We start from the raw sequence: 20,748 nt of genomic DNA, 5'->3' as shown, positions 1-20,748 counted from the left end.
GACTCCTCACTGCCCCACTCGATGAGGCGCGTGGGCGGTTGTCCTTCTATTATACAAACACCTCGGTTGACCTCGTGAGGGAAATCTGTCTGCTGCGGGGGGATTTCCGTCCACTGTCGCACAATGAGCTCGGGGAGGCTCTCCCCCAAATCTAAACAAAAACTCCGGCAACCTCGCCGGAGTTTTCAAGCACCACCGCTAAAATTTCAATACGACCTGCAGGGATTTCTCCGTATTGAGATCGAGCATCCGGTAAGCATCTGCCGCTTGTTCGAACGGTACTTGGTGCGTGACAAGCTCCGGCAGCTTCAGGCGGCCGGACAATGCCAGCTCCATGATCGTCCTTTCCATGCGCAGACGATCCCAGCGATTCGTCAGCTGCAGGTTGATGCCGCTGATTTGCGAGCCGATGAGCTGAACGCGGTTGTGATGGAACTCTTCGCCGAGATACAGGTCCTTCGCTCCGCCCTGATAGAAACCCGCGGTCACCACTCGGCCGTTGTAGACCACCGAGCGAATCGCTTCATGCAGCGCGCCGGAAGCTCCGGAAATTTCAATCGCGATATCGGCTCCTCTGCCGCCTGTCAGCTCTTTAATTCGGCTGGCAACGTCGCTGCAATTCCGCGAATTGATCGTATGCGCTGCTCCGAAGCGCTCGGAGAACCCGAGCCGATAATCGTCGAGATCAATCGCAATCACTTCCGCGCCATTCAGCCTAGCCAACTGAGCAACAAGCTGCCCCGGCACGCCTTGTCCGAACACGGCAACCGTTTCCCCGATGTGAATGTCCGCATCCAGAATCGCATTCAGCGCGATCGCACCCATTTGCGAATAAATACCGGCGAGTGGATCAAGTCCTTGCGGCAGCAGATGATCGCGCGCGAAGTCCTCTGTCACGACATGCGAGCTTTTATGCCCCCAAGTCCCGTATACGACATCGCCTTCTTTAATATCGTTAACGGCCGAGCCGATTTCCGAAACGACGCCAACCTCTTCATACCCCCAGCAGCCCCGCACCGGATACAAGGAGGATTCTTCCTCGATTCGATCCGTGAAGATCCGCTGCTCCGGATTGAACTGCTTTTTCACAAAAGGATTCATTCCGCGGTAGGCCGTCAATTGCGTTCCGGCGCTAATGCCCGAGTACAGCGTCGTAAGTCTGACTTCCTTCGCTTCCAGCTTATGATCGTCGATCGCTGCAAAAGCAACTTCCTTTGGAGCAATAAAGTCCAACCGTTGTGCCGTCATATCCTCATCCCTCTCCTTCAACATCCACATGCTGGCAAGTAACCAAGTGGAACCTGAAGCTATCGTAGCATTCGCCGTTTGATCGCTCCATCTCTGAACGCCAGCAGTTTTTGTCATTTCTACAGGTGATTAGGGAGAGCCCGCGCGCGATAATTAATACCTTGGAAAGAAGCCTTCCACTTCATGATTAACAGGATTAATCACGACAACAATAGGGCCAAGCAGCCCGTCTTGATCGGTTTTGAACGTTACGGTAACCAGCTTATGGTAACGGAGCTTAGTACGATCCTTATTCGGCACAAGCCACTGATTGTTCATGATCATCGTTGTCACTTCGGCATCTGTACTGAGTCCAATCACATGCTTGCGCTGCTCCTCATCGACGGTTGCCCAAGCGATTTCACGGTACTTCGCTTTGTCCGCCTCGGACAGATCCATCCGGGGATTGGAAACTGCCGCAAAACCGCGCAGGTCCCGGATCACCTTCGCTACACGATCCCTGTTCGGCTTAAGATCCGTGATGTCATAAAGCACGATATTGTTAATTTGATAACGGGCATGCGCAATCACATCGGCGGCCGCTGTCTGGTCCTCGAATTCCTTAATCCCCTTAACAGCCTCCCCCGCGGAGGGATATACATAAATGCTAATGTCCTGCTTCTTATCCACTTCAAACCGGCTGGGTGTGATGCCATTGTACGTCTTCGAAAATACTGCCGCCGGATTCGCGTCCTGCATCGGTATGAGGGCGATTCCGGATTGGCCAAAGATTTCTGTGACATCCGCGAGCGAGATCGAAGTCTCCTCGTTCTTGCATCCCGTCAGGCAAACAAGCAGCAGAAGGAGCGATACTATTCTTTTCTTCATATCATCATCTCCGGCGTGATCGCATGGCTAATTTTTCGTGCTCACTTCAACCGTTCGCGTTCCCCCGTTCCACGTCACCGTGACTCCGAGCAGCTTGCCGATATCGCTGACCGGAATGTATAGGCTGCCGCCCAGCACAACAGGCGCATATGACAACGCGGTCTGCCCGCCTCCCACAGTCGCAAAAGGTGCTCCTTCCGCCAAAATAATTGAGCGGTCACCGCGCGTGACCGTAGTTTGTTTGGTTTGTGCATTGTAGCTCGTTGCGGCCCCGATTTCGCTCACGAGAAAACGAAGCGGAACCAGCATCCGATTGCCGGTCGTCATCATGCTGGGCTCGAATTTCTTGAGCTGGCCATCGATGGAGAGGCTGGCATCCGCTTTGGTAAACGCTCCGGTTCCGAGTCCTGTGCCGCTGATCGGCTTACGCAGTTCAGCCGGAAGCGTAAGCGCGTAAAGCTTGCCTTCTGCCTGCACAAGCAGCTTATCCCCCGCCACTTGGAAAGGAGCGTAGCTCCGCGCGGAAGTTTGATAGCGGGAAAGGGCTTTGCCTGTCGCAACGTTCAGCGCATACACTTCGCCGTCGGTCTGACCGACATACAGGCCCGAATCGATAAGATCGACTCGGCTGGCCGGATTGTCGAGCCCCTGATAATAAACCTGCGAATGATCGACTATTTTGCGCGCATGCAGACCGATGTTGTCTCCGTTCTTATAAATCAGCTTGCCGTTATAAGGTCCGGCGATCCATGTCCCGTCATCCTGGATAAGCTCCGGTTTCACAACCGCCGGATCGGCATTCAAATTATAGTGATAGACCTGATGGTCCTTGGTGGATACATAGACCTCGTCCCCTTCAATCACTAGCTTCGTTGCGTATTGGTACATCGGATCTTCCCCTTGCTCCACGGGGACAAAAGATTTCGTATCGATGACTTTGCCCGTTTGCAGATCGACAACATCCAGCTCTACGAGAAATTTGGTGGTATCGTTCTTCGGCCAATCGTTTTCAAAATAAAGCTTCTCGCCATCCACCTTCAGCACATGCGAATGGCTGCCCGCCAGCCGCCACATGGTTTTGCCGGTAGCTTCGTCTATGGCATATGTAGTCGTCACCGTGATCGCGCCGGACTCCATCGCCATCACGAGCAGCTTGCCGCCGACCTTCGCCGGAATACTGTTCACATCCGTATTGCGCCATTTTTCATGACCCGTTGCGAGATTAACCGAGACAAGCCCCAGCGAGGAGGCAAAATACAGCGTATTGCCTTCCACCTTAAATTGGCTGAATGTGGACTTCTTATTCGCCTGATAGATTCGTTTGGCCGTGCCTGTTTTGGCAGCCACTTGATACACCGCGCCGTCTTGGCCGCTTACATATAAGCTGCCGTTTTGAAGCTGGATGGCTCCGGCCTGCAGCTTCGTGCCGTAAGACCAGACCAGCTTGCCGGTTAGTATCGAGCGCGCTTGCAGCACACCGGCCTTAATGGTGAAAAATGTGCCGTTATCGATCACAATCGGGGCTTGGTAGCTGTTCTCTATCGTAGGTTTGTCCAGTTCTACCGTCCAGACCGGCTTAGCAAAAGGCACCTTATTCGACACAGCCGGCATCACTTGGCCATCGTAGCCCGCATTCGGATCCGGGTTCGTTTGTGCAGAGGCTCCGGCTACGGCGGTGCTGGACATGATCATCCCGGCCGCCACCAGCGCAAGCGTGGTATGTTTCCATGACTTCATTGCGACATGCTCCTCTCAACTCTCGTTTGCGATTCACCTCTATAGACGAGGCTCACAGGGAAAAGTTACATGCCTTTCCAGCGACTCTTCCACCAACGCTGCTGCGAACGCGAAAAATTTGCTATTCCGCTTAAGGTGTCGCCATCGCTCCATAGTTGCTCCATTCTCGCAAGGTTCTCCCTCTGAGAAGTCGAAACTCAACTTTTCAGCCGGCATCCCCCCAACTAACCCCCTGTTCTGAGGCTGAGAGGCGGAAAATCCGACTCTCAGCAAACCTTTCCACCAACTCCCCCCTGTTCGGAGACTGAGAGGTGGAAAATCCGACTCTCAGCTCCAAATTAGCTCATAAAAAGAACTGAGAGTAGGAAAATCCTACTCTCAGCTAGCAATCTAACCAGCTAACCCCCTAATCGGAAAATGAGAGGCGGAAAATCCGACTCTCAGCACCTAATCAACACATAAGAGTAGCTGAAAGCAGGAAAATCCTACTCTCAGCAAACCTTACCACCAACTACCCCCCCCTGTTCGGAGACTGAGAGACGGAAAACGCGACTCTCAGCACCTAATCAGCTCATAAAAATAGCCGAGAGTAGGAAAATCCTACTCTCAGCTGGCTGCACCTACAATTAACCCACCATTCGCCGTCTGAAAGTTCGAAAATGAAACTCTCAGCTCCAAACCAGCATCAATATGCAACTGAGAGTTCCAAAATCGAACGCTCAGCTGGCAATCCCTTCAATTAACCTCCTATTCGGCGTCCGAGAGTTCCGACATCCAACTTTCAGATCCAAATTAGCGCTTAAAAATAGCTGAGAGTTCGAAAACCGAACTCTCAGCTCCAAATCAGCATAAAAAAATAGCCGAGAGTAGGAAAATCCTGCTCTCGGCCAACCGCTAACTAGCATTAGAGCAACAGGTTGCTCAACCCGCCTTGCCGGTCACTTCACCGTCTGCATTGATATGCTCGACGGCGGACAGCCCCTCATACACCGTAGCGATGACGGCGCAAGACACCGTCTCTCCCGGCTGCAAGACCTGATGCGTTCCGCGATCCAGTCCGTCCTGCAGCCCGACCGGATAGCCGGAACATGGCTCCAGCACGACGGTTTGCAGCTCGCGCCAGCCGCCGTAGGATGCGAACAGCCAGCATGTGGGCAGCACGCGGTTATCATAGCTCAGGCCAAATCCGATGCCTTCCCGCGTATGCGTCAAAGCGCACCAGCCAGCCTGCATATCCGTGGCATACTGGAACTCGCTGACGCCTGACGAGTGCGGCAGCACTTGCCGCATATCATGCACCTCGCCAGCGTCATCCTCGGAATACGGCCACTGGTAGCTGTACGAGGTTTTACCCGTACGCGGCGAGCCGAAGCCCTCCATCTCCATGGTGCGGGCAGGCAGATCAATCCGCGAATGCTCATCGGCTGCCATCGCCGCGTGCAGCTTCCACAAATACGGCTGCGGCTTGCGGCCGAGATTCGTAATCGTATGGGCAAAGCGCAGCTTCGATTCACCGGCGCGAAGCGTAACTCGCTTGCTCAAGCGCGTTGCGCTGATTGGCGTCTCCACCCACATGTGAAGCGTGACTTCTGCAGGGTCCACCCGCTCCAGCGCATACTGCCACGGCAGCGTCCAGATCTCCCCGTGATCCGGGAACGGCTCGCCATCGATCGTCTCCGCGATATCGTTCGGATACAGCTCATCCCAGCCGCCGAAAAAATGATCGTCATAGACGGTATGCAGCGCAAGCTTGCGCGGCTTCATCCGAGGATGATGCCACAGAAGATCTTTGCCGCGCGGCTTGAACGTGATCTGCCATATTTTCGCGCCAAGGTCCGGCATAATGATGACACGGAGCAGCTCATTCTCCAGCAGCACCGTTCGAATGTCGTTATACGTCCAATTCGTATCCACCGTAACGGTCACAGGTATGCCCACCCTTTCGCCTCACAGATTACTTCTCTAACCAGCCAATCCCGATTCCCTACTCCGTTATCGTAGCCAGCAAATCCTCGCGCAACGGCGTAAAGTTCTCGATCATCACCGTATCCTCCAGCGCCTTCACCTCATGCACCGCATCGCCGGGCACGTGAATTTGCTCGCCTGCGCCGACAATTATCGTTTCGCCGTTCATCGTCATGGCGATTTTGCCGCTGATGACAAAAGTAAGCTGCTCATGCGGATGCGAATGTGCGGGACCGATCGATCCCGAGTCTAGCGTAAGCATCATACTCATGATCGATTGGCCGGGGCGGAAAATTTTGCGGCTAATGCCGGCAATCGGCGAGTGCCATTCTTCAAAACGCGGCATTACGACGCACCTCCCGGAACCAGCAATACTTTGGACACATGGCCCGGCGACCCGAGCAACGTCTCAAACCACTTCGCGCCTTCGCTAAGCGGCGCTTCTATTACGCCTTCATCGAGTCCAATGCGGCCTTCCTCCAACCACTGAAGCGCCGTGCGGAAATTTATAGCCGAATAGGCAAAAGAACCCGTCATCGTAATCTCGCTCCGAATCGCGATATTAATCGGCAGCGCAGACTCTTCCTCATGCAGCCCCGTGAAAACAACCCGACCACCGGTCGCACAAGCCAAAACGCACTGTTTGCGCGTTAATCCCGCACCCACGGCATCGATGGCAATGTTCACGCCGCTGCCGCCGGTCAGCCGCTTCACTTCCTCCAGCGTATCTACGCCGGCTGGACAAATCACATGCTTCGCGCCAAGACGACGCGCAATCGCAAGGCGATCCTCGTTCATGTCCACGGCAATGACATCACTAACGCCATATTGCAGCACCGCTTGCAGAGCCAGCAGCCCAATCGGCCCCATGCCGAGAATAAGCACCTTGTCCGTCGGCTTCGCAGCCGCGAGCTCCGCGACACGCACCGCACATGCAGTCGGCTCCGCCAATGCAGCCTGCTGCAATGTCATGCCATCCGGCACCGCATAGACAAAGGCTGCCGGAATCTTCACATATTCCGCGTTGCTGCCGGGCAGCGCCGCGGAAAGCAGCTTCCTCGAGACGCACAGCTGCTGCCTGCCGCTCGCGCATCTGTCGCAATGGCCGCAAGTTACAAGCGGATTCGCCGTGACGCGCTGTCCAATCGCCCAAGCGCCGGATGCCTCAACCCGGCTGCCCATGGAGGCAATCGTGCCGGAGAACTCGTGGCCGAAGATCATCGGAGGCTTGCGGAGCGAGTTTTTGCCTAAGTATCCACTCAGCTCCGAACCGCAGATCCCGCTGTACGCGACCTGAATGACAACTTCGTCTTCCCCGGCGATCGGTGCTTCGACTTCCCTTACATTCATTTCCTTCGGACCTTCATAGATAAGTGCTCGCATAGCCTTTAATCTCCTCTCAGGATGAAGAGGCGCAAGGAGCCATACTCCCGCACCTCTCTCGTTTATCAAAAGGTTATTGACAATCCGCCATCAACCGGAATGACCGCACCGCACATATACGATGCATCCTCGGATGCAAGGAACGCGATGACGCCGGCCACTTCTTCCGGCTGCCCCTGACGCCTTTGGGCGATTTTGCCGCGGGCGACATAAATATCTTGAAACCACGCCGTCTCATGTTCCTTGACGCCATCCACCACCGACATCGGCGTCTCGATAAACCCGAGCGCAACCGAGTTCACCCGAATACCGGCATCGATCAGCTCCAGCGCCGTATTGCGCGTCAACTGGTCCATCGCGCCTTTCGCCGCATTGTAGCTCGATGATTCCTCCAGCGCGCGGCTGCCGTTAATCGAGGACACATTGATGATCGATCCGCGAGTTCCCTTGGCCGTCATCATGCGCGCAGCCGCTTGCGTGCAGTGGAAGGTGCCGTCGACGATAATATCGAACACCTTACGCCAGTCTTTCATCTCTGCACCGAGGAATCGCATCGGTTCGAAGGTAGCCGCATTGTTGACGAGAATATCAAGCTGCCCGAACTCCCCCTCCACTTGCGCGAACATTGCGGCAACCGCCGCTTCGTCCGACACATCGCATGCGATAAACGAAGCGCGATAACCTTGCTCGACTAGCGCAGCTGCAGCATGCTCTCCGACATCCGAGCGGCGTCCCGAAATGACGACGATCGCGCCTTCCGAGCCCAAACGGCATGCCGTTGCATAGCCGACACCTGTTGCGCCGCCTGTAATCAGCGCGACCTTGCTTTCGAACCTCCCTGCTTTTTCCATGTGAGATGAATCCCCCTATTTGACGCGATATTTTTCCACGACTGCTTCATCGACCGTAACGCCAAGACCCGGACGATCCGGTACGTACACGTAGCCGTCCTTAAACGTAATCGCCTCCGAAACCAAGTCGCGTGCAAGCGGCGAAGTGGAAGCGGTATGCTCGATCATGAATCCGTTCGGAATCGCCGCAGCAAAATGCGTGCTCGCCGCAACCAGAATCCCCGTCTTAAACGCATGCGGTACAACAAGCTTATGACGCTCATGCGCCATGTACGCGATGCGTTTGCCTTCGGTCAGCCCGCCGCAGCGGCCCAAATCCGGTTGGACAATATCATGTCCGCCATCTTCAATCAACCGGCGGAACGCGGTTACGCCGCTCTCTTGCTCCCCGCCTGCTATGCGTAGCGTCGTCCGTCTGGACAGCTCCTGATAGCCGACCAGATCCTCCGGATGAAGCGGCTCCTCAAGCCAGAACACGCCGTACTTCTCATACACTTCCGCCATGCGGAGTGCGCCTTTCAGATCCCAAGCCAGACCGCCGTCGATCATCACGTCAGTGTCTTCGCCCACGGTTTCGCGGATGGCGCGAATTTGCTGTTCATCGAATTTGGGATCGCGGCCGATCGGCCCCCAGCCGAACTTCATTGCCTTGTAACCTTCCGAAGCGAACTGCCCTGCCAGGCGAACCGCTTCTTCAATCGTGTCCGGCATAAGCGAGCTCGCATAAGCTTTCAGCTTGGAACGATAGGTGCCGCCGAGCATCTCGGACACCGGACGGCCGGCCTTCTTGCCGGCAATATCCCACAGCGCCATATCGATGCCGCTCATCGCATGCATGACCGGACCGCCGCGGCCGAAATAGATCGTACCGCGGTACATTTTGTCCCACAGACGATCGATTTCAAGCGGATTTTCGCCAATTAGTAGCGAGCGGAGACCCGTAGCAATCGAGTGAGAAGGCGGTGCATCAATGGCAGCCTTCGCCACAAGCGGAACAGAGTCAACCTCACCATAGCCGGTAATCCCTTCATCCGTATGAATGCGGATCATAAGCGTATCCTGCGTACCATCGCAGCGCTCAGCATCCAAATCCGGAATACGCAAATAAATCGATTCCACTTCTGTAATTCTCATTGCCGGTTCCCCCTGCTCGCGTAATATCTTCATGCCGTAAAATGTTCGCCGCATTCATCATGTATAGCGCTTACATTGAATTAAACTTATTGTAGTTCTGGGCTTGAATTATTGTCAACAATATTCACCCTAATTGTTTATTGTCGATTGTTAACAAAATACAAACTAAGTGCATTTTCTAAGCATTCAACGTATACTAGGATTTATCCGGTTTACCAGGCACCATCATGGGGGTCTTACTCTTATAAGGGAGCAATTCTGATATGGCTGAATTCACATTTAAGCAGCAAGCAAATACGTCACTTCGCGAGAAAGTGACGCACGATTTACGAGAAGCGATCCTTAACGGACATCTGCAGCCCGGCGCGCGCATTAAAGAGATGGAGATTGCAGAGCAAATGGGTGTCAGCCGCGGCCCTATTCGCGAAGCAATTCGCCAGCTCGAACGCGAAGGCCTGCTGCTCTCCGTTCCCTATAAAGAAACGATCGTCGCCGATCTCGACGCCGATGAAGTGCAGAACATCCTCATGCCGATCCGCTTCCATATCGAGTGGTTTGTGGTGAAACGGTATTTGGATAAGCTGGACGAGCCCTTCTTCAGCAAGCAGCAGAGCATCGTCGATGAGATGAGAGAAGCTGTGGCGAGCGGCACGAAGAGTCGGCTCGTTGATCTGGACATTCTTTTTCACCAGTCCATTCTGGAAATGGCTTCTGAACGCACGGTCATGCTCACATGGCAAAGCATCGTCAATCAGATCCGCCTGCATTTCTCCAAAAACCTGCCGTTCTACGACTTGGACCACATGGAGAAGGATCATCAGGATCTGCTCGATGCGTTTCGAACGAAGGATTTGGAACTGATCCAGCAAGCGATTCTGATCCATCTCCACAGCGACGACAATCTGCTTTGCTTTACCAAATCATGATTCTTCTCCTTAAACGAGACCGCAATGGTCTCGTTTTTTTATTTTCCCCTGTGCGCGCTAACAGAACTAACAAAAACCTAATCGTTTTCCACACCTTTTCACAACATTATTTAATAGTTTAGGTGGATAATGATTCATGTCACAATGCCTGCAATGAACCACAGCTTCCATAAAATGAGACAATAGAAAGTTGGTCCTATTCATGAAACGCAATTTATTCGCACTAACGCTTCGAAACAAGCTCATTCTGGCTTTTACGGCTATCCTGCTTATTCCGAGCCTTGCCATTGGCTGGTTCTCGTACGGTACCGCCAAAGATCAAATTGAAGAACGAATGAACGCGACCGTTAACGAAAATGTCCGCGTGCTGGATCAAATGCTTACCGGCTATGTCGAGCCGATTCGCAGAGACGTCGATTTCCTCTCGCAAAGTCTATCCGCGGCTGATCCTGTTGACCTGCGGGGCAAACTCGAGAAGTTTGGGAAGCTTCACCCGGAGATTGACAACACGTTCGTCGGCACCGCAACAGGTGAGATGCTCCTCACACCTAAGCAGGAGCTGCCGGAGGATTTTGACCCACGGACACGCCCTTGGTATGAGCAAGCGATGAAACAGAACGGCCAAATTATCGTTACTGCTCCATATGTTAATGCAACTGACGGCAAAATCGTCGTGACCATCGCCAAATCCGCACCGGATCATTCGTTTGTTATCGGCGTTGACCTTAATCTAGGCGCTCTATCCAAGCAAATTCAGATGGTGAAGATCGGCAAGGACGGTTATGTCACGATCTCCGGCGCAGACAAAACCTACTTGATTCACCCGAAGGCGCAGCCCGGAGCTCCCGTGCCTACAGCAATCGCATTGCCGATGTATGCAGCTGATTCCGCCTTTTTCACCTACGAAGAGAAAGGCCAGACGATGAAGGAATCCGTCATAACGAACACCATGACAGGCTGGAAGCTTGCGGGTACATTCAGCGTGGATGAAATCAATGAGGATGCGGCAGCCATTCTGTATCAAACCATTTTTGTTATCGTGATCTGCATGGTTGTCGGCGCAGCGCTCATCTATTTCATCATCCGCTCCATCGTCGCTCCGATTCGAAGATTGATCACCGTTTCCAAACAAATCAGCGGAGGCGATTTAACGGTTGCTATCGATACATCACACGGCAACAATGACGAAATCTCGCAGCTTGGCACAAGCTTCAACGATATGATTCATTCCCTGAAGACGCTGCTCACCGAGGTAAACGAAACCTCTCATCAGCTCGCCGCATCTTCCGAGCAGCTCTCCGCCAGCTCCGATCAGACGTCGGTCGCTACACAGTTCATCGCAGAGAACATTCAACTGATGGCAGTCGGCGCCGAGAAGCAAGTGAACAGCGTAAAGCTCGGCTCCTCTTCGGTCGATGAAATGTCTAAAGGTGTGGAAGAGATCGCCTCCAATGCACAGCAAGTAACCGAAGTTGCGGTTCAAACCTCCCATATCTCAGCGGAGGGTAATGAAGCGATTCAAACTGCCGTAGCGCAAATGCAGTCGATCGAGCGCACGTTTGAGCATCTGTCCCAAGTCATTACCAATTTGTCGGTTCAATCGGTAGAAATCAGTCAAATGGTTGGTATGATTCAAGAGATATCGAACCAAACAAACCTGTTGTCCTTGAACGCATCCATTGAAGCAGCCAGAGCCGGCGAGCATGGGAGAGGTTTTGCCGTGGTCGCTCAAGAGGTGAAGAAGCTGGCCGAGCAAACCGCCCTTTCCTCCAAAGGCGTTATCGAGGTTGTCCAATCCATGCAGAGCAGTACGCATATGGCCGTTGAATCCATGCAAGCCACATCGGTTGAAGTAACGGAGGGAATTGCCGTTATCAGCCGCGCAGGCGTGTTGTTTAAGCAAATTCAAGGCTCTGTGCTCGAAGTGGAATCGCAGATTAAAGAGGTTACCTATGTCTCGCAGCAGATTTCGAATGACGGCAGAGAAACAGTAGCTGCAATCGGGGCGATTTCCGAGGTTGTGGAAGAGAACGCAATGGCTGCGCAAAATGTATCCGCCGCCGCGCAGCAGCAGCTGGCATCCATGGAAGAAATCGCCGCATCGGCCGCCTTCCTGACCAAAATGGCCGAGGATTTGCAGGAACGAGTAGATCGGTTTAAGTTGTAAAAATAGAGAAGGGGCAGCGGCTCTTAGGCGCATCGCGAGATGGCTTTAGGCTGCTGCCCTTTTGTTGCTATGGTGATGGTGATGGTGGTGTTGCCAATGCTAATGCTAGCCGCGCATGTTCTGGAACTGCTCCGGTGTCCCATGTAGATCCCTTGGTACTCTTCTTTCCCTCATTCCGATGAATCTCGCAAAGAATAGCCCCCAGAGCAACACATTCCGCCGAAACTCGGTCGAAACGAGCTAAGTGTGGCTCCCTAAGCAACACATTCATCGAAATTTGACTAAATGGAGCTAAGTGTAGCTCCTTGAGCAACACATTTACTAAACTAGCTCTCATGTAGATCCCCTCGCACCCTTCTTTCGCACAATCCACCAATTTCACTCTCATGTAGATCCCCTCGTCCCCTTCTTTCGCTCATTCTGCCAAGTTACTCCCATGTAGATCCCTTGGTACTCTTCTTTCGCTGTGAGCTCAACTCTCCCCTACAAAAAAATGCCCCACCAAGGAACGGATAACCGTTCTCCGGTGGGGCTTTGCAATTTAAGGCATGCCGATCCGCATCGGCAGGCGCGGGAGGTGCTCGGTCCGTTTGGCGAAGTCGCCGCAGACGGAGTCAACCTGCTCCAAATGGATGCGCCGCTCCTCAGTGGCACTGTTTAGCATCGCTTTGCCGTAATAGTGCTCGCCGCGAAAATGGGCATGCATCAAGATATAGCTGCGCAGCTCATCAATCTCCTCATCCTTAAAGCGCTGGCACAGGTTCAAGGTGAACATTCGGCGCTGCGAGCTTCCTCCGAAGGAAGCGTGAAACAGATTGTGGTCGAACACCAGCACATCGCCGGGCACGACATCGAGCACCTGTGCAGGCAGGTCTGCACCATGAATGCCAAGCTGGCCAATGGACCGGCAAACTTTTGCCGCATCCTGTCCATACTGGTCATCCAACCGATGCGTCCCGGGCATTACACGAAGCGCTCCGTTTGACCCGTCCAGCTCATCCAGATACAACGCCATCTTGATATGCCGGCGCGCCCGGTTCTCCCCATCCCGATGCCAAGGCGTGTCGCCGGTGTAGTAGTTCCCGTCGCTGCCCATGTAGTTGAAATCCTCGCCCAGCAGCGATTTAGCAATCCCGGCAATTCGCGGGTCATCGACCAACGAGCACAGCCGCTCGCGTTGGTCGACGAACGGAACGATCATCGTACGCTTGGAGCCGTCATGTTTCTCCTCCAGCATCGGGAAAACCGCTTCGAATTCCTCCGTGATCCATTCATTTTCATCCTTCAAGAGTCCGGCAAACTTAATAAAGCCATAGGTGTCAAAGAACGCAAGCTGCTCATCCGTCAACTTCATCATTCATGCTCCTCCCATTGTCCTTCATGCGCAAATACTCTATCTTGAACTACTCAACTGCCCCTGCCAATGCCCATTCATCCGTAACTGATACCGCTGCCGAGACCGCGACCGCCCACGCCTCATATACTCCCTATCGAGAAGCGGCGAGCAGTTCCTTCAACCCAACCCCCGGCGCGGCAACCGGGAAATATTCCAATCCCATGTAGCCTTTATAACCAGCGGCATCAATGGCCTCAAATATCCGTCCATAATGCAGCTCCCCCGAGCTCAGTTCATGACGGCCCGGATTGCCCGCAGCATGGAAGTGACCGATCAGCTCCAAATTCGGAAGGATGTTGGCAAGCAAATTGCCCTCCATAATTTGTTGATGATAGATGTCGAAGACAAGCTTCACATTCGGACTTCCGACCTGCCGGAGAATATGAAAAGCTTCTTCCGATGAAGATAAATAATAGCCTTTATGATCAACAAGCGTGTTTAGCGGTTCCAGCACGATCGTGATGCCGGCTTCCTCGACAAGCGGCGCGCTCGCGCGAAGTCCGTCAATGATGGATTGCTGCTGCACGTCCCGCGGTACATCGACAAGTTCCTGCCCAACCGTCAAAATCAAAGTGCGGCAGTTAAGCTGCTTGGCAGCGACAATACTCTCACGAAGTCCATTCAGATAGTCCTCTCGCAATGATTCATCGACCAAATTCGCCGACTTCACGCACATGGACGCTATCGTCATGTTGTAATCGCTTGCAACTTGTGCAAGACGTTCCACGTCCTTATCCCACCACGACCAGAACTCGACGGTGTCATACCCAATGCCGCGAACTTCCTCTAAGCTCGCGAAAAAATCCTTCCCATGATACAAAGCATCCAAACATACGGACAGTTTCATTACAGCATCCCCTTAGAACCTGATTTGGCGCTATCGAGTCGATTATAGGACTGCAGGTGCCTGGCTGTAAAGAAGATATTGGAAAAGGGCCGAGCACCGGATTTGATCCGAATGCCCAGCCCTCGTAATACGCCAATTCGTTACCCTTCCACCTGAAAAGCTTGCTTCAATGTCGTGATCCCTTTGCTCGCCACTTCCGCAGCCGTAAGGCTTCCGAAGTCCTCGATGAACAATTCCACCGATAGAAAACCACGGTAGCCCGAAGCGTATAACGCTTCGGCTAGTTCTTTCAAAGGAGCAACGCCTTCTCCGGGGAATACCCGTTCGGCATCCGTAATGACTTCCCTTGAAGGAGCAGCCGGGTAGTCATTGGCATGCACGATGCCGATCTGACTGCCTTGCAGCTCCTTCAAGTCCTCAACGCCGCTTCCACCCGTGTACATATGGAACGGGTCCAGCAATACTTGCGCTTGTTCGATGCCGGAAGCCAGAACGACTTCCTTCGCTTCGTTAACGGTCGAAAGCTTGCTCGCTTTTCCCCAGAACTCCAAGTAAACATCAATGCCGATCTCGCGGCCAAGCGCCGTCAGTTCCGCATAATACTGTCCCATGTCGCTGAGCGAAACGCTAGCCACATCGCCAAAAGGAGGCGCAGCCGCAGCGCGGCAGCCCAGCTCAGCCAGCATGCGCAGCTCTCGAGCCGCTTGGGCAAAACCCTCGGCACGAACAGCTGCATCGACATCTGCCCACTTGAAGAAAGCGATCGCGTTTGCAAATACAACGTTGTTACGGCTTAGACACTCTCTGATTTGCTCCGCAGTACCGCCGCCAGCAAGGAAAGCTTCAATATCCGAAACCCACAGCTCAATACCTTCATAACCTGCTTCGGCAGCAACCTTAATCTGCTCCAGCACATTCAGCTTAAAAGGAAATAATGTCGATGCGTTCAATGACGCTTGGAATGGAAACATAGCTTCGTTCCTCCTATTTTGCAGACGAGTGATTCAGCCTACAGCTTAACCGGCAGCGTTCTGCCTTCCTCACTGCTTTGAAGCGCAAGCTCGATCAAACGGATCGCATTTCGCGCTTCTTCCGGTTTTACATTCAGCTCCGCTTGTCCGATGATATGTTTGTAAATATTGTCATAATATCCCTTGTAAGACGAGTGAAACGTTTCAACAACGCCTTCAACATGCATGCTTCCGATCGAAGAATTGAGCTTTCCCCAATTTTCGCGCGGTTCAATGCCGAATCCGCGATCGCCGGGCATCGCTCCGCCAATCAGCGCGGCCTCTTGCGGATCCGTTCCGTATTTGACGAAAGAGCCTTCCGTGCCATGCAATACATAACGCGGGCTGGCTTCGCGCACAAACTTCGAGGATTTCACTCTTACTTTCATCTGATTGCCATAGAACAAGGTCACATCGAAGAAATCATGAGCCTCTGCTCCTTCTCGCTGCACGCGGACATCGCCGTTAATGGCATCCGGAATGCCGAAGAGCGTAAGGGCTTGGTCGAAGAGATGAACGCCCAGATCGTAGAACACGCCTGTACCCGGCTGTGCTCCTTCACGCCAGTTCGTCGATCTCATGACCGGATCGAAGCCGTCCCATGAGAAGGTGCAATCTCTTACTTCGCCGATCATGCCTTGACGAAGCAGCTCCTGGACGGTCAAGTAATCGCCGTCATATCTGCGGTTATGATAGACGCTCAGCACTTTGCCCTGCTCTTTGGCCAGCGCGATCAGCTCGTCCGCTTCTTCGGAAGTCGGTGTGAATGGTTTCTCCACAACCACATGCTTGCCAGCGAGCAGCGCGTCTTTCACGAACGCGTAATGATCCGTGCTCGGCGTCGTCACGATAATGAGGTCGATGCTCGGATCCTCGTACAAATGACGGACGTCGTTTACGACATTTACCCCAGGGTATTTCTCCTTGGAATGGGCGGACCTGCGCTCAACAACGGCAGCCAGCTCCAGCCCTTCAACAGCATCTACAAATGGCGCATGAAAAATACGGCCGGCAAAACCGTAACCGATCAGTCCAACTCGAATTTTTTCACTCATGATATGAAGACCCCCATCTTATTTCAAATGTGCTATGCGTCTAGTTGATTATATTTCAAGCCAAGCGGCAGTGCAGCCGGAACTTCGCAAGGTGCTGTAACTGCAATATGTTTGCCGCTCTCAGCACTATCGAGTATACCAATTGTAATATCAAGCACATGACGGGACAGCTCTCCGCTTGCCCGGTGCGGTCTGCCGGATTGAATCGCGTAAGCCATGTCGGCTACGCCAATGCCGCGGCTGTTCTTCGAGAAACCGTGGGAATACGGGAACTCTTTCACCGTACCGTTTGCTTGCTGGAGCGTAATTGCACCGTCAAACATGTTAGGATCGTTAACTACCAGATTGCCTTCTGTACCGTAAATCTCAAGGCGCGGCGTATAACCGAAGCTTTCTTTGCCAACTTGCAGCGTTGCAGATACACCGTTATCGAACTCCAGCAAGGCCGAAACATGCATAGGTGCCGTAACAGGCACCGTTTCGCCAACACGAGGCGATTTGGGATTCGTTACCGTAAATTCACGGTTCACATTGCCTACGGAGCCCGACACTTTGCGAACCGGACCAAGCAAATTAACGAATGCCGTCAAGTAGTATGGAGCCATATCAAAAAGCGGATCCCAGCCGGTTTGCAGGTAATTGTGGAACTGAGGATGCATCGCATCGTAAGCGTTACCCATAATGATCAAGCCGCTTGCCGCATAAGGCGTACCGATCCAGCCATCTTCAATCAGCTTGCGAGCGGTTTGAAGGCCTGCACCAAGGAACGTATCCGGCGCGATTCCGACGCGGAGCCCTTTTTCACGAGCCAGGTCAAGGACGCGGTCCGCATCTTCACGTGTTAGCGCGAACGGCTTTTCCGCATAGACATGCTTGCCGGCATGCAGGATTTGCAAGTTTACATCCGTATGAACAGTCGGGGAAGTTAAGTTAATGACGATTTCGACCTCGGGCATTGCCAATAGTTCTTGAGGTGAGCACGCTTTGGGAATGCCGAACTCTTCTGCACGCTTTTGCGCCGATTCTACGAACAGATCCGCAATGGCTACAACTTCAAGCACGCCGCTGAAGATGCCCGTGCAGTTCTCCAGATAAATGCCGCTGATTGCGCCGCTGCCAATGATACCTACTTTCGTTTTACGCATACGTCCACCTTTCCTGATCCAACACCATTAGGTTTATTAGAATAAACTTGCTACCGTTCAACTTCTCTCTATAATGCCGTATCTCCTTCTTTCTTTCCAGTCTAAAATTTGGGGGATTCGCGTTCACATTTATTTTCCCGGTTCTACTATGGTAAAGTTTGAATTAGCAATGTAGAGAACAATTCGGAAAAATCGCATCTGGCGGAATGAGCGCCTACGGGAGGCAGAATGATGATTGAGCGTAGTTTTCAGCTGCAGTGCGAAGATGGTACCGTTCGTTATGCTTGTGAATGGAGGCCCGAGAATCGGCAGCTCGTTCAAGCCGTTATTTGTCTCATCCACGGGATGGGTGAGCATATCGGTCGCTATGAGCATGTTGCTGAAATGTTCACGGCAGCGGGGTATGCGGTCTTCGGCTTCGATCAGGTCGGACATGGGAAGAACGAAGGCAAACGCGGGCATACACCTATTTATGATGCGCTGCTTCGCGGCGTCGATTCGATGCTGATTGCGGCAAAAGAGAGCTTCCCGGATGCACCGGTATTCCTATACGGACATAGCATGGGCGGCAACGTTACGCTGAACTACGTTCTCCGGCGGAAACCGGAGGTAAACGGAGTGATCGTAACGGGCCCTTGGCTAATGCTCGCCTTCAACCCGCCTCCGCTCCAAGTGATGATTGCGCGGGTGATCAATCGATTATTCCCGTCTTATACCAATAAAAGACCTATGAACGGTGACCATTTGACTTCTGATCCGGTCATGCTCAAACGATATCAGGAGGATCCGCTTGGCCACGGCTCCATCACCGCTCGTTTCTTCCTCAGCGTACAAGGTGCCGGGGTATGGGCTTTAAAACATGCTTCCGAATGGCGATTGCCGCTGCTGCTCATGCATGGTGGGAGCGACAAAGTAACCTCAATAAAGGCTAGTCGGCAGTTCGCCGACTTAGCCGGCGCGCCCTGCACCTTCATCGAATGGCCCAGCCTCAAGCACGAGCTCCACAACGAGCTCGATCGCGATGACGTGTTCGACACGGTCAAGGAGTGGCTGGCGAAGCAGCTTGGCGAGTAGCTCGGGACTCGCTTGGCGCGAGGTTGGTAGCGTGGGCGGTGGGGCTCTCGGCGCAGGCTTGGCGCGGGCGGGATTGTGGGGGCTGAGAGTCGGTTTTTGCGACTCTCAGCTTCTTTTTTGAGCGGTTTCGGCGGTGAGAGTCGCGTTTCACGACTCTCACGCTCCGGCGCGAGCGGGATTGTGGAGGTTTCGATGCTGAGAGTCGGATTTTGCGACTCTCAGCTTCTTTTTTGAGCGGTTTCGGCGGTGAGAGTCGTGTTTCGCGACTCTCACGCTCCGGCGCGAGCGGGATTGTGGAGGTTTCGATGCTGAGAGTCGGATTTTGCGACTCTCAGCTTCTTTTTTGAGCGGTTTCGGCGGTGAGAGTCGGGTTTCGCGACTCTCACGCTCCGGCGCGAGCGGGGTTGTAGAGGTTTCGATGCTGAGAGTCGGGTTTTGCGACTCTCAGCTTCTTTTTTGAGTGGTTTCGGTGGTGAGAGTCGCGTTTTTCGACCCTCACGCTCCGGCGCGAGCGGGTTCGTGGAGGTTTCGATGCTGAGAGTCGGTTTTTGCGACTCTCAGCTTCTTTTTTGAGCGGTTTCGGCGGTGAGAGTCGTGTTTCGCGACTCTCACGCTCCGGCGCGAGCGGGGTTGTAGAGGTTTCGATGCAGAGAGTCGGATTTTGCGACTCTCAGCTTTATTTATTGGCATTTCCTCTGCCGAGAGTTGCTTTTTTCTACTCTCAGCTATGTATCGAGGGTGGAGTCCATGCGAGGGATGCTACTTTTCCGCAGCTGCGGGCACTGTTAGCGGTATATCCGCTTAACGTGCACCTTTCGCGCCATCTCTGCCACCGTTAGCGGATATGCCGCTTATGGTGGTGGAGTCCATGCGAGGAATGCTACTTTTCCGCAGCTGCGGGTACTGTTAGCGGCATATCCGCTTAACGTGTATGTTTCGCGCGCATTTCTGCCACCTTTAGCGGATATGCCGCTTATGGTGGTGGAGAATCGCCGAAGGCGAGCCTGCCCGGTTGCCGAACAGCAGCGAGAGCGGCCTAACCGCCCGCACCCGCTAACTTCCCACGGCTCCACGGCGCGCACCGCCAGCCACAACAAAAAAGTCGAGAACGGGCTGCATCGCGCAGCCTATTCTCGACTCTAACATCTCTACCCCAGGACGATCCGATCGTCCGCCAGCTGGCGGCCGCTGATCTGCTCGAATTCGCCGAGCAGCTGCGGAACCGTCAGGTCGCGTTTGCGTGATTCCGGAATGTCCAGAATGATGCGGCCTTTATCCATCATGATCAAGCGATTGCCGAGGCGGATCGCCTGCTCCATGTTGTGCGTCACCATCAGCGTCGTCAGCTTCATCTCGCGAACGATCTCTTCGGTTAGCACCGTGATGAGCTCCGCGCGAGCCGGGTCAAGCGCTGCCGTGTGTTCATCCAGCAGCAAAATTTGCGGCTTCGTGAACGTCGCCATCAGCAGGCTGAGCGCTTGGCGCTCGCCGCCGGACAGCAAACCGACCTTTGCGCTCATCCGTTCCTCGAGGCGAATGCCAAGGCGCTGCAGCTGCTCGCGGAACAGCTTGCGCTTCACCTTGCTGGAGCCCCAATTAAGCCCCCGCTTCTTACCTCGCATATATGCCATCGACAGGTTCTCTTCGATCGACATCGTCGGAGCGGTACCTGCCATCGGATCCTGGAAGACGCGCCCGATCCAGCGGCTGCGTTCATGCTCCGGCAGATGGTGAATCGCTTTGCCATCGATGCGAACTTCGCCGATATCCGGCTTCATAACGCCGGAAATAATGTTCATCAGCGTTGATTTACCTGCACCGTTACTGCCGATTACGGTAACGAAGTCGCCGGGATTCAGCTTCAGCTGAATGTTCATGAGCGCGATCTTCTCATCCGGCGTTCCGGGATTGAATAACTTGGATACTTGTGCAATTTCCAACAT

The 20,748-nt window shown here is 53.6% G+C and carries 17 protein-coding genes; 3 read left to right on the top strand and 14 right to left on the bottom strand.

Annotation, left to right across the window (positions count from 1 at the left end; genetic code table 11):
- Nucleotides 1-198 precede the first annotated feature (198 nt).
- The 8 genes from BM412_RS22335 to BM412_RS22300 form a co-directional block, all read right to left on the bottom strand.
- Complete coding sequence (locus BM412_RS22335) at nucleotides 199-1,248, bottom strand: zinc-dependent alcohol dehydrogenase (protein WP_091223413.1); 1,050 nt, start codon at nucleotides 1,246-1,248, stop codon at nucleotides 199-201.
- 153 nt (nucleotides 1,249-1,401) lie between these two features.
- Nucleotides 1,402-2,115: a hypothetical protein gene (locus BM412_RS22330; RefSeq protein ID WP_091223411.1), complete on the bottom strand. Its 714-nt coding sequence runs from the start codon at nucleotides 2,113-2,115 to the stop codon at nucleotides 1,402-1,404.
- Nucleotides 2,116-2,142: 27 nt separating this feature from the next.
- On the bottom strand, nucleotides 2,143-3,852 hold the full coding sequence (locus tag BM412_RS22325; protein ID WP_091223409.1) for a stalk domain-containing protein: 1,710 nt from the start codon (nucleotides 3,850-3,852) through the stop codon (nucleotides 2,143-2,145).
- Nucleotides 3,853-4,773: 921 nt separating this feature from the next.
- Nucleotides 4,774-5,778: a DUF4432 family protein gene (locus BM412_RS22320; protein ID WP_177246012.1), complete on the bottom strand. Its 1,005-nt coding sequence runs from the start codon at nucleotides 5,776-5,778 to the stop codon at nucleotides 4,774-4,776.
- A 58-nt stretch (nucleotides 5,779-5,836) separates the two neighbouring features.
- On the bottom strand, nucleotides 5,837-6,163 hold the full coding sequence (locus BM412_RS22315) for a cupin domain-containing protein (protein WP_091223405.1): 327 nt from the start codon (nucleotides 6,161-6,163) through the stop codon (nucleotides 5,837-5,839).
- Nucleotides 6,163-7,200 (bottom strand): zinc-dependent alcohol dehydrogenase, encoded by a 1,038-nt coding sequence (locus BM412_RS22310; protein WP_091223403.1) that lies wholly within the window; start codon nucleotides 7,198-7,200, stop codon nucleotides 6,163-6,165. The genes BM412_RS22315 and BM412_RS22310 overlap by 1 nt, the downstream gene beginning before the upstream one ends.
- A 65-nt stretch (nucleotides 7,201-7,265) precedes the next feature.
- Nucleotides 7,266-8,051 (bottom strand): SDR family NAD(P)-dependent oxidoreductase, encoded by a 786-nt coding sequence (locus BM412_RS22305; RefSeq protein ID WP_091223401.1) that lies wholly within the window; start codon nucleotides 8,049-8,051, stop codon nucleotides 7,266-7,268.
- 15 nt (nucleotides 8,052-8,066) lie between these two features.
- Nucleotides 8,067-9,185 (bottom strand): mandelate racemase/muconate lactonizing enzyme family protein, encoded by a 1,119-nt coding sequence (locus BM412_RS22300; protein WP_091223399.1) that lies wholly within the window; start codon nucleotides 9,183-9,185, stop codon nucleotides 8,067-8,069.
- Between the two features lie 263 nt (nucleotides 9,186-9,448).
- Between BM412_RS22300 and BM412_RS22295 the strand changes: the two genes are divergently transcribed.
- A complete protein-coding gene (locus BM412_RS22295) occupies nucleotides 9,449-10,111 on the top strand; it encodes a GntR family transcriptional regulator (RefSeq protein ID WP_091223397.1) in 663 nt (220 codons plus the stop codon).
- A 202-nt stretch (nucleotides 10,112-10,313) separates the two neighbouring features.
- Complete coding sequence (locus BM412_RS22290) at nucleotides 10,314-12,278, top strand: methyl-accepting chemotaxis protein (RefSeq protein ID WP_091223395.1); 1,965 nt, start codon at nucleotides 10,314-10,316, stop codon at nucleotides 12,276-12,278.
- A gap of 541 nt (nucleotides 12,279-12,819) precedes the next feature.
- On the opposite strand, the gene BM412_RS22285 is transcribed toward BM412_RS22290, so the two are convergent.
- The 5 genes from BM412_RS22285 to BM412_RS22265 form a co-directional block, all read right to left on the bottom strand.
- The gene (locus BM412_RS22285; protein ID WP_091223393.1) at nucleotides 12,820-13,635 is read right to left on the bottom strand and encodes a phytanoyl-CoA dioxygenase family protein; all 816 of its coding nucleotides are present in this window, start codon (nucleotides 13,633-13,635) and stop codon (nucleotides 12,820-12,822) included.
- 130 nt (nucleotides 13,636-13,765) lie between these two features.
- Nucleotides 13,766-14,521 carry a hydroxypyruvate isomerase family protein gene (locus BM412_RS22280; RefSeq protein ID WP_091223391.1) on the bottom strand — a complete coding sequence of 252 codons (756 nt, stop codon included), beginning with the start codon at nucleotides 14,519-14,521 and terminating at the stop codon, nucleotides 13,766-13,768.
- Nucleotides 14,522-14,661: 140 nt separating this feature from the next.
- Nucleotides 14,662-15,492, bottom strand: a complete 831-nt coding sequence (locus BM412_RS22275) for a sugar phosphate isomerase/epimerase family protein (protein WP_091223390.1) — start codon at nucleotides 15,490-15,492, stop codon at nucleotides 14,662-14,664.
- A gap of 38 nt (nucleotides 15,493-15,530) precedes the next feature.
- On the bottom strand, nucleotides 15,531-16,586 hold the full coding sequence (locus tag BM412_RS22270; RefSeq protein WP_091223388.1) for an oxidoreductase: 1,056 nt from the start codon (nucleotides 16,584-16,586) through the stop codon (nucleotides 15,531-15,533).
- Between the two features lie 32 nt (nucleotides 16,587-16,618).
- Nucleotides 16,619-17,731, bottom strand: coding sequence for a Gfo/Idh/MocA family protein (locus BM412_RS22265; protein WP_091223386.1), 1,113 nt, complete (start codon nucleotides 17,729-17,731; stop codon nucleotides 16,619-16,621).
- 231 nt (nucleotides 17,732-17,962) lie between these two features.
- Between BM412_RS22265 and BM412_RS22260 the strand changes: the two genes are divergently transcribed.
- Complete coding sequence (locus BM412_RS22260; protein ID WP_091223384.1) at nucleotides 17,963-18,805, top strand: alpha/beta hydrolase; 843 nt, start codon at nucleotides 17,963-17,965, stop codon at nucleotides 18,803-18,805.
- 1,148 nt (nucleotides 18,806-19,953) lie between these two features.
- Here BM412_RS22260 and BM412_RS22255 read toward each other — a convergent pair.
- Nucleotides 19,954-20,748: an ABC transporter ATP-binding protein gene (locus BM412_RS22255; RefSeq protein WP_091223382.1), complete on the bottom strand. Its 795-nt coding sequence runs from the start codon at nucleotides 20,746-20,748 to the stop codon at nucleotides 19,954-19,956.

It is taken from the genome of Paenibacillus sp. BC26 (assembly GCF_900116125.1).
GTDB classification, from domain to species: Bacteria; Bacillota; Bacilli; order Paenibacillales; family Paenibacillaceae; genus Paenibacillus_Z; species Paenibacillus_Z lignilyticus.
The sequence above is the reverse complement of the archived record's forward strand: the minus strand, read 5'-3'. Positions and strand labels throughout refer to the sequence as shown.

Bases quoted from the DNA above. Each gene is read 5' to 3' on its own strand.
- BM412_RS22255 (WP_091223382.1), bottom strand. From the start codon at position 20,748: ATGTTGGAAATTGCACAAGTATCCAAGTTATTCAATCCCGGAACGCCG.
- BM412_RS22295 (WP_091223397.1), top strand. From the start codon at position 9,449: ATGGCTGAATTCACATTTAAGCAGCAAGCAAATACGTCACTTCGCGAG.
- BM412_RS22290 (WP_091223395.1), top strand. From the start codon at position 10,314: ATGAAACGCAATTTATTCGCACTAACGCTTCGAAACAAGCTCATTCTG.
- BM412_RS22310 (WP_091223403.1), bottom strand. From the start codon at position 7,200: ATGCGAGCACTTATCTATGAAGGTCCGAAGGAAATGAATGTAAGGGAA.
- BM412_RS22285 (WP_091223393.1), bottom strand. From the start codon at position 13,635: ATGATGAAGTTGACGGATGAGCAGCTTGCGTTCTTTGACACCTATGGC.
- BM412_RS22280 (WP_091223391.1), bottom strand. From the start codon at position 14,521: ATGAAACTGTCCGTATGTTTGGATGCTTTGTATCATGGGAAGGATTTT.
- BM412_RS22315 (WP_091223405.1), bottom strand. From the start codon at position 6,163: ATGCCGCGTTTTGAAGAATGGCACTCGCCGATTGCCGGCATTAGCCGC.
- BM412_RS22305 (WP_091223401.1), bottom strand. From the start codon at position 8,051: ATGGAAAAAGCAGGGAGGTTCGAAAGCAAGGTCGCGCTGATTACAGGC.
- BM412_RS22300 (WP_091223399.1), bottom strand. From the start codon at position 9,185: ATGAGAATTACAGAAGTGGAATCGATTTATTTGCGTATTCCGGATTTG.
- BM412_RS22335 (WP_091223413.1), bottom strand. From the start codon at position 1,248: ATGACGGCACAACGGTTGGACTTTATTGCTCCAAAGGAAGTTGCTTTT.
- BM412_RS22330 (WP_091223411.1), bottom strand. From the start codon at position 2,115: ATGAAGAAAAGAATAGTATCGCTCCTTCTGCTGCTTGTTTGCCTGACG.
- BM412_RS22265 (WP_091223386.1), bottom strand. From the start codon at position 17,731: ATGCGTAAAACGAAAGTAGGTATCATTGGCAGCGGCGCAATCAGCGGC.
- BM412_RS22325 (WP_091223409.1), bottom strand. From the start codon at position 3,852: ATGAAGTCATGGAAACATACCACGCTTGCGCTGGTGGCGGCCGGGATG.
- BM412_RS22260 (WP_091223384.1), top strand. From the start codon at position 17,963: ATGATTGAGCGTAGTTTTCAGCTGCAGTGCGAAGATGGTACCGTTCGT.
- BM412_RS22270 (WP_091223388.1), bottom strand. From the start codon at position 16,586: ATGAGTGAAAAAATTCGAGTTGGACTGATCGGTTACGGTTTTGCCGGC.
- BM412_RS22275 (WP_091223390.1), bottom strand. From the start codon at position 15,492: ATGTTTCCATTCCAAGCGTCATTGAACGCATCGACATTATTTCCTTTT.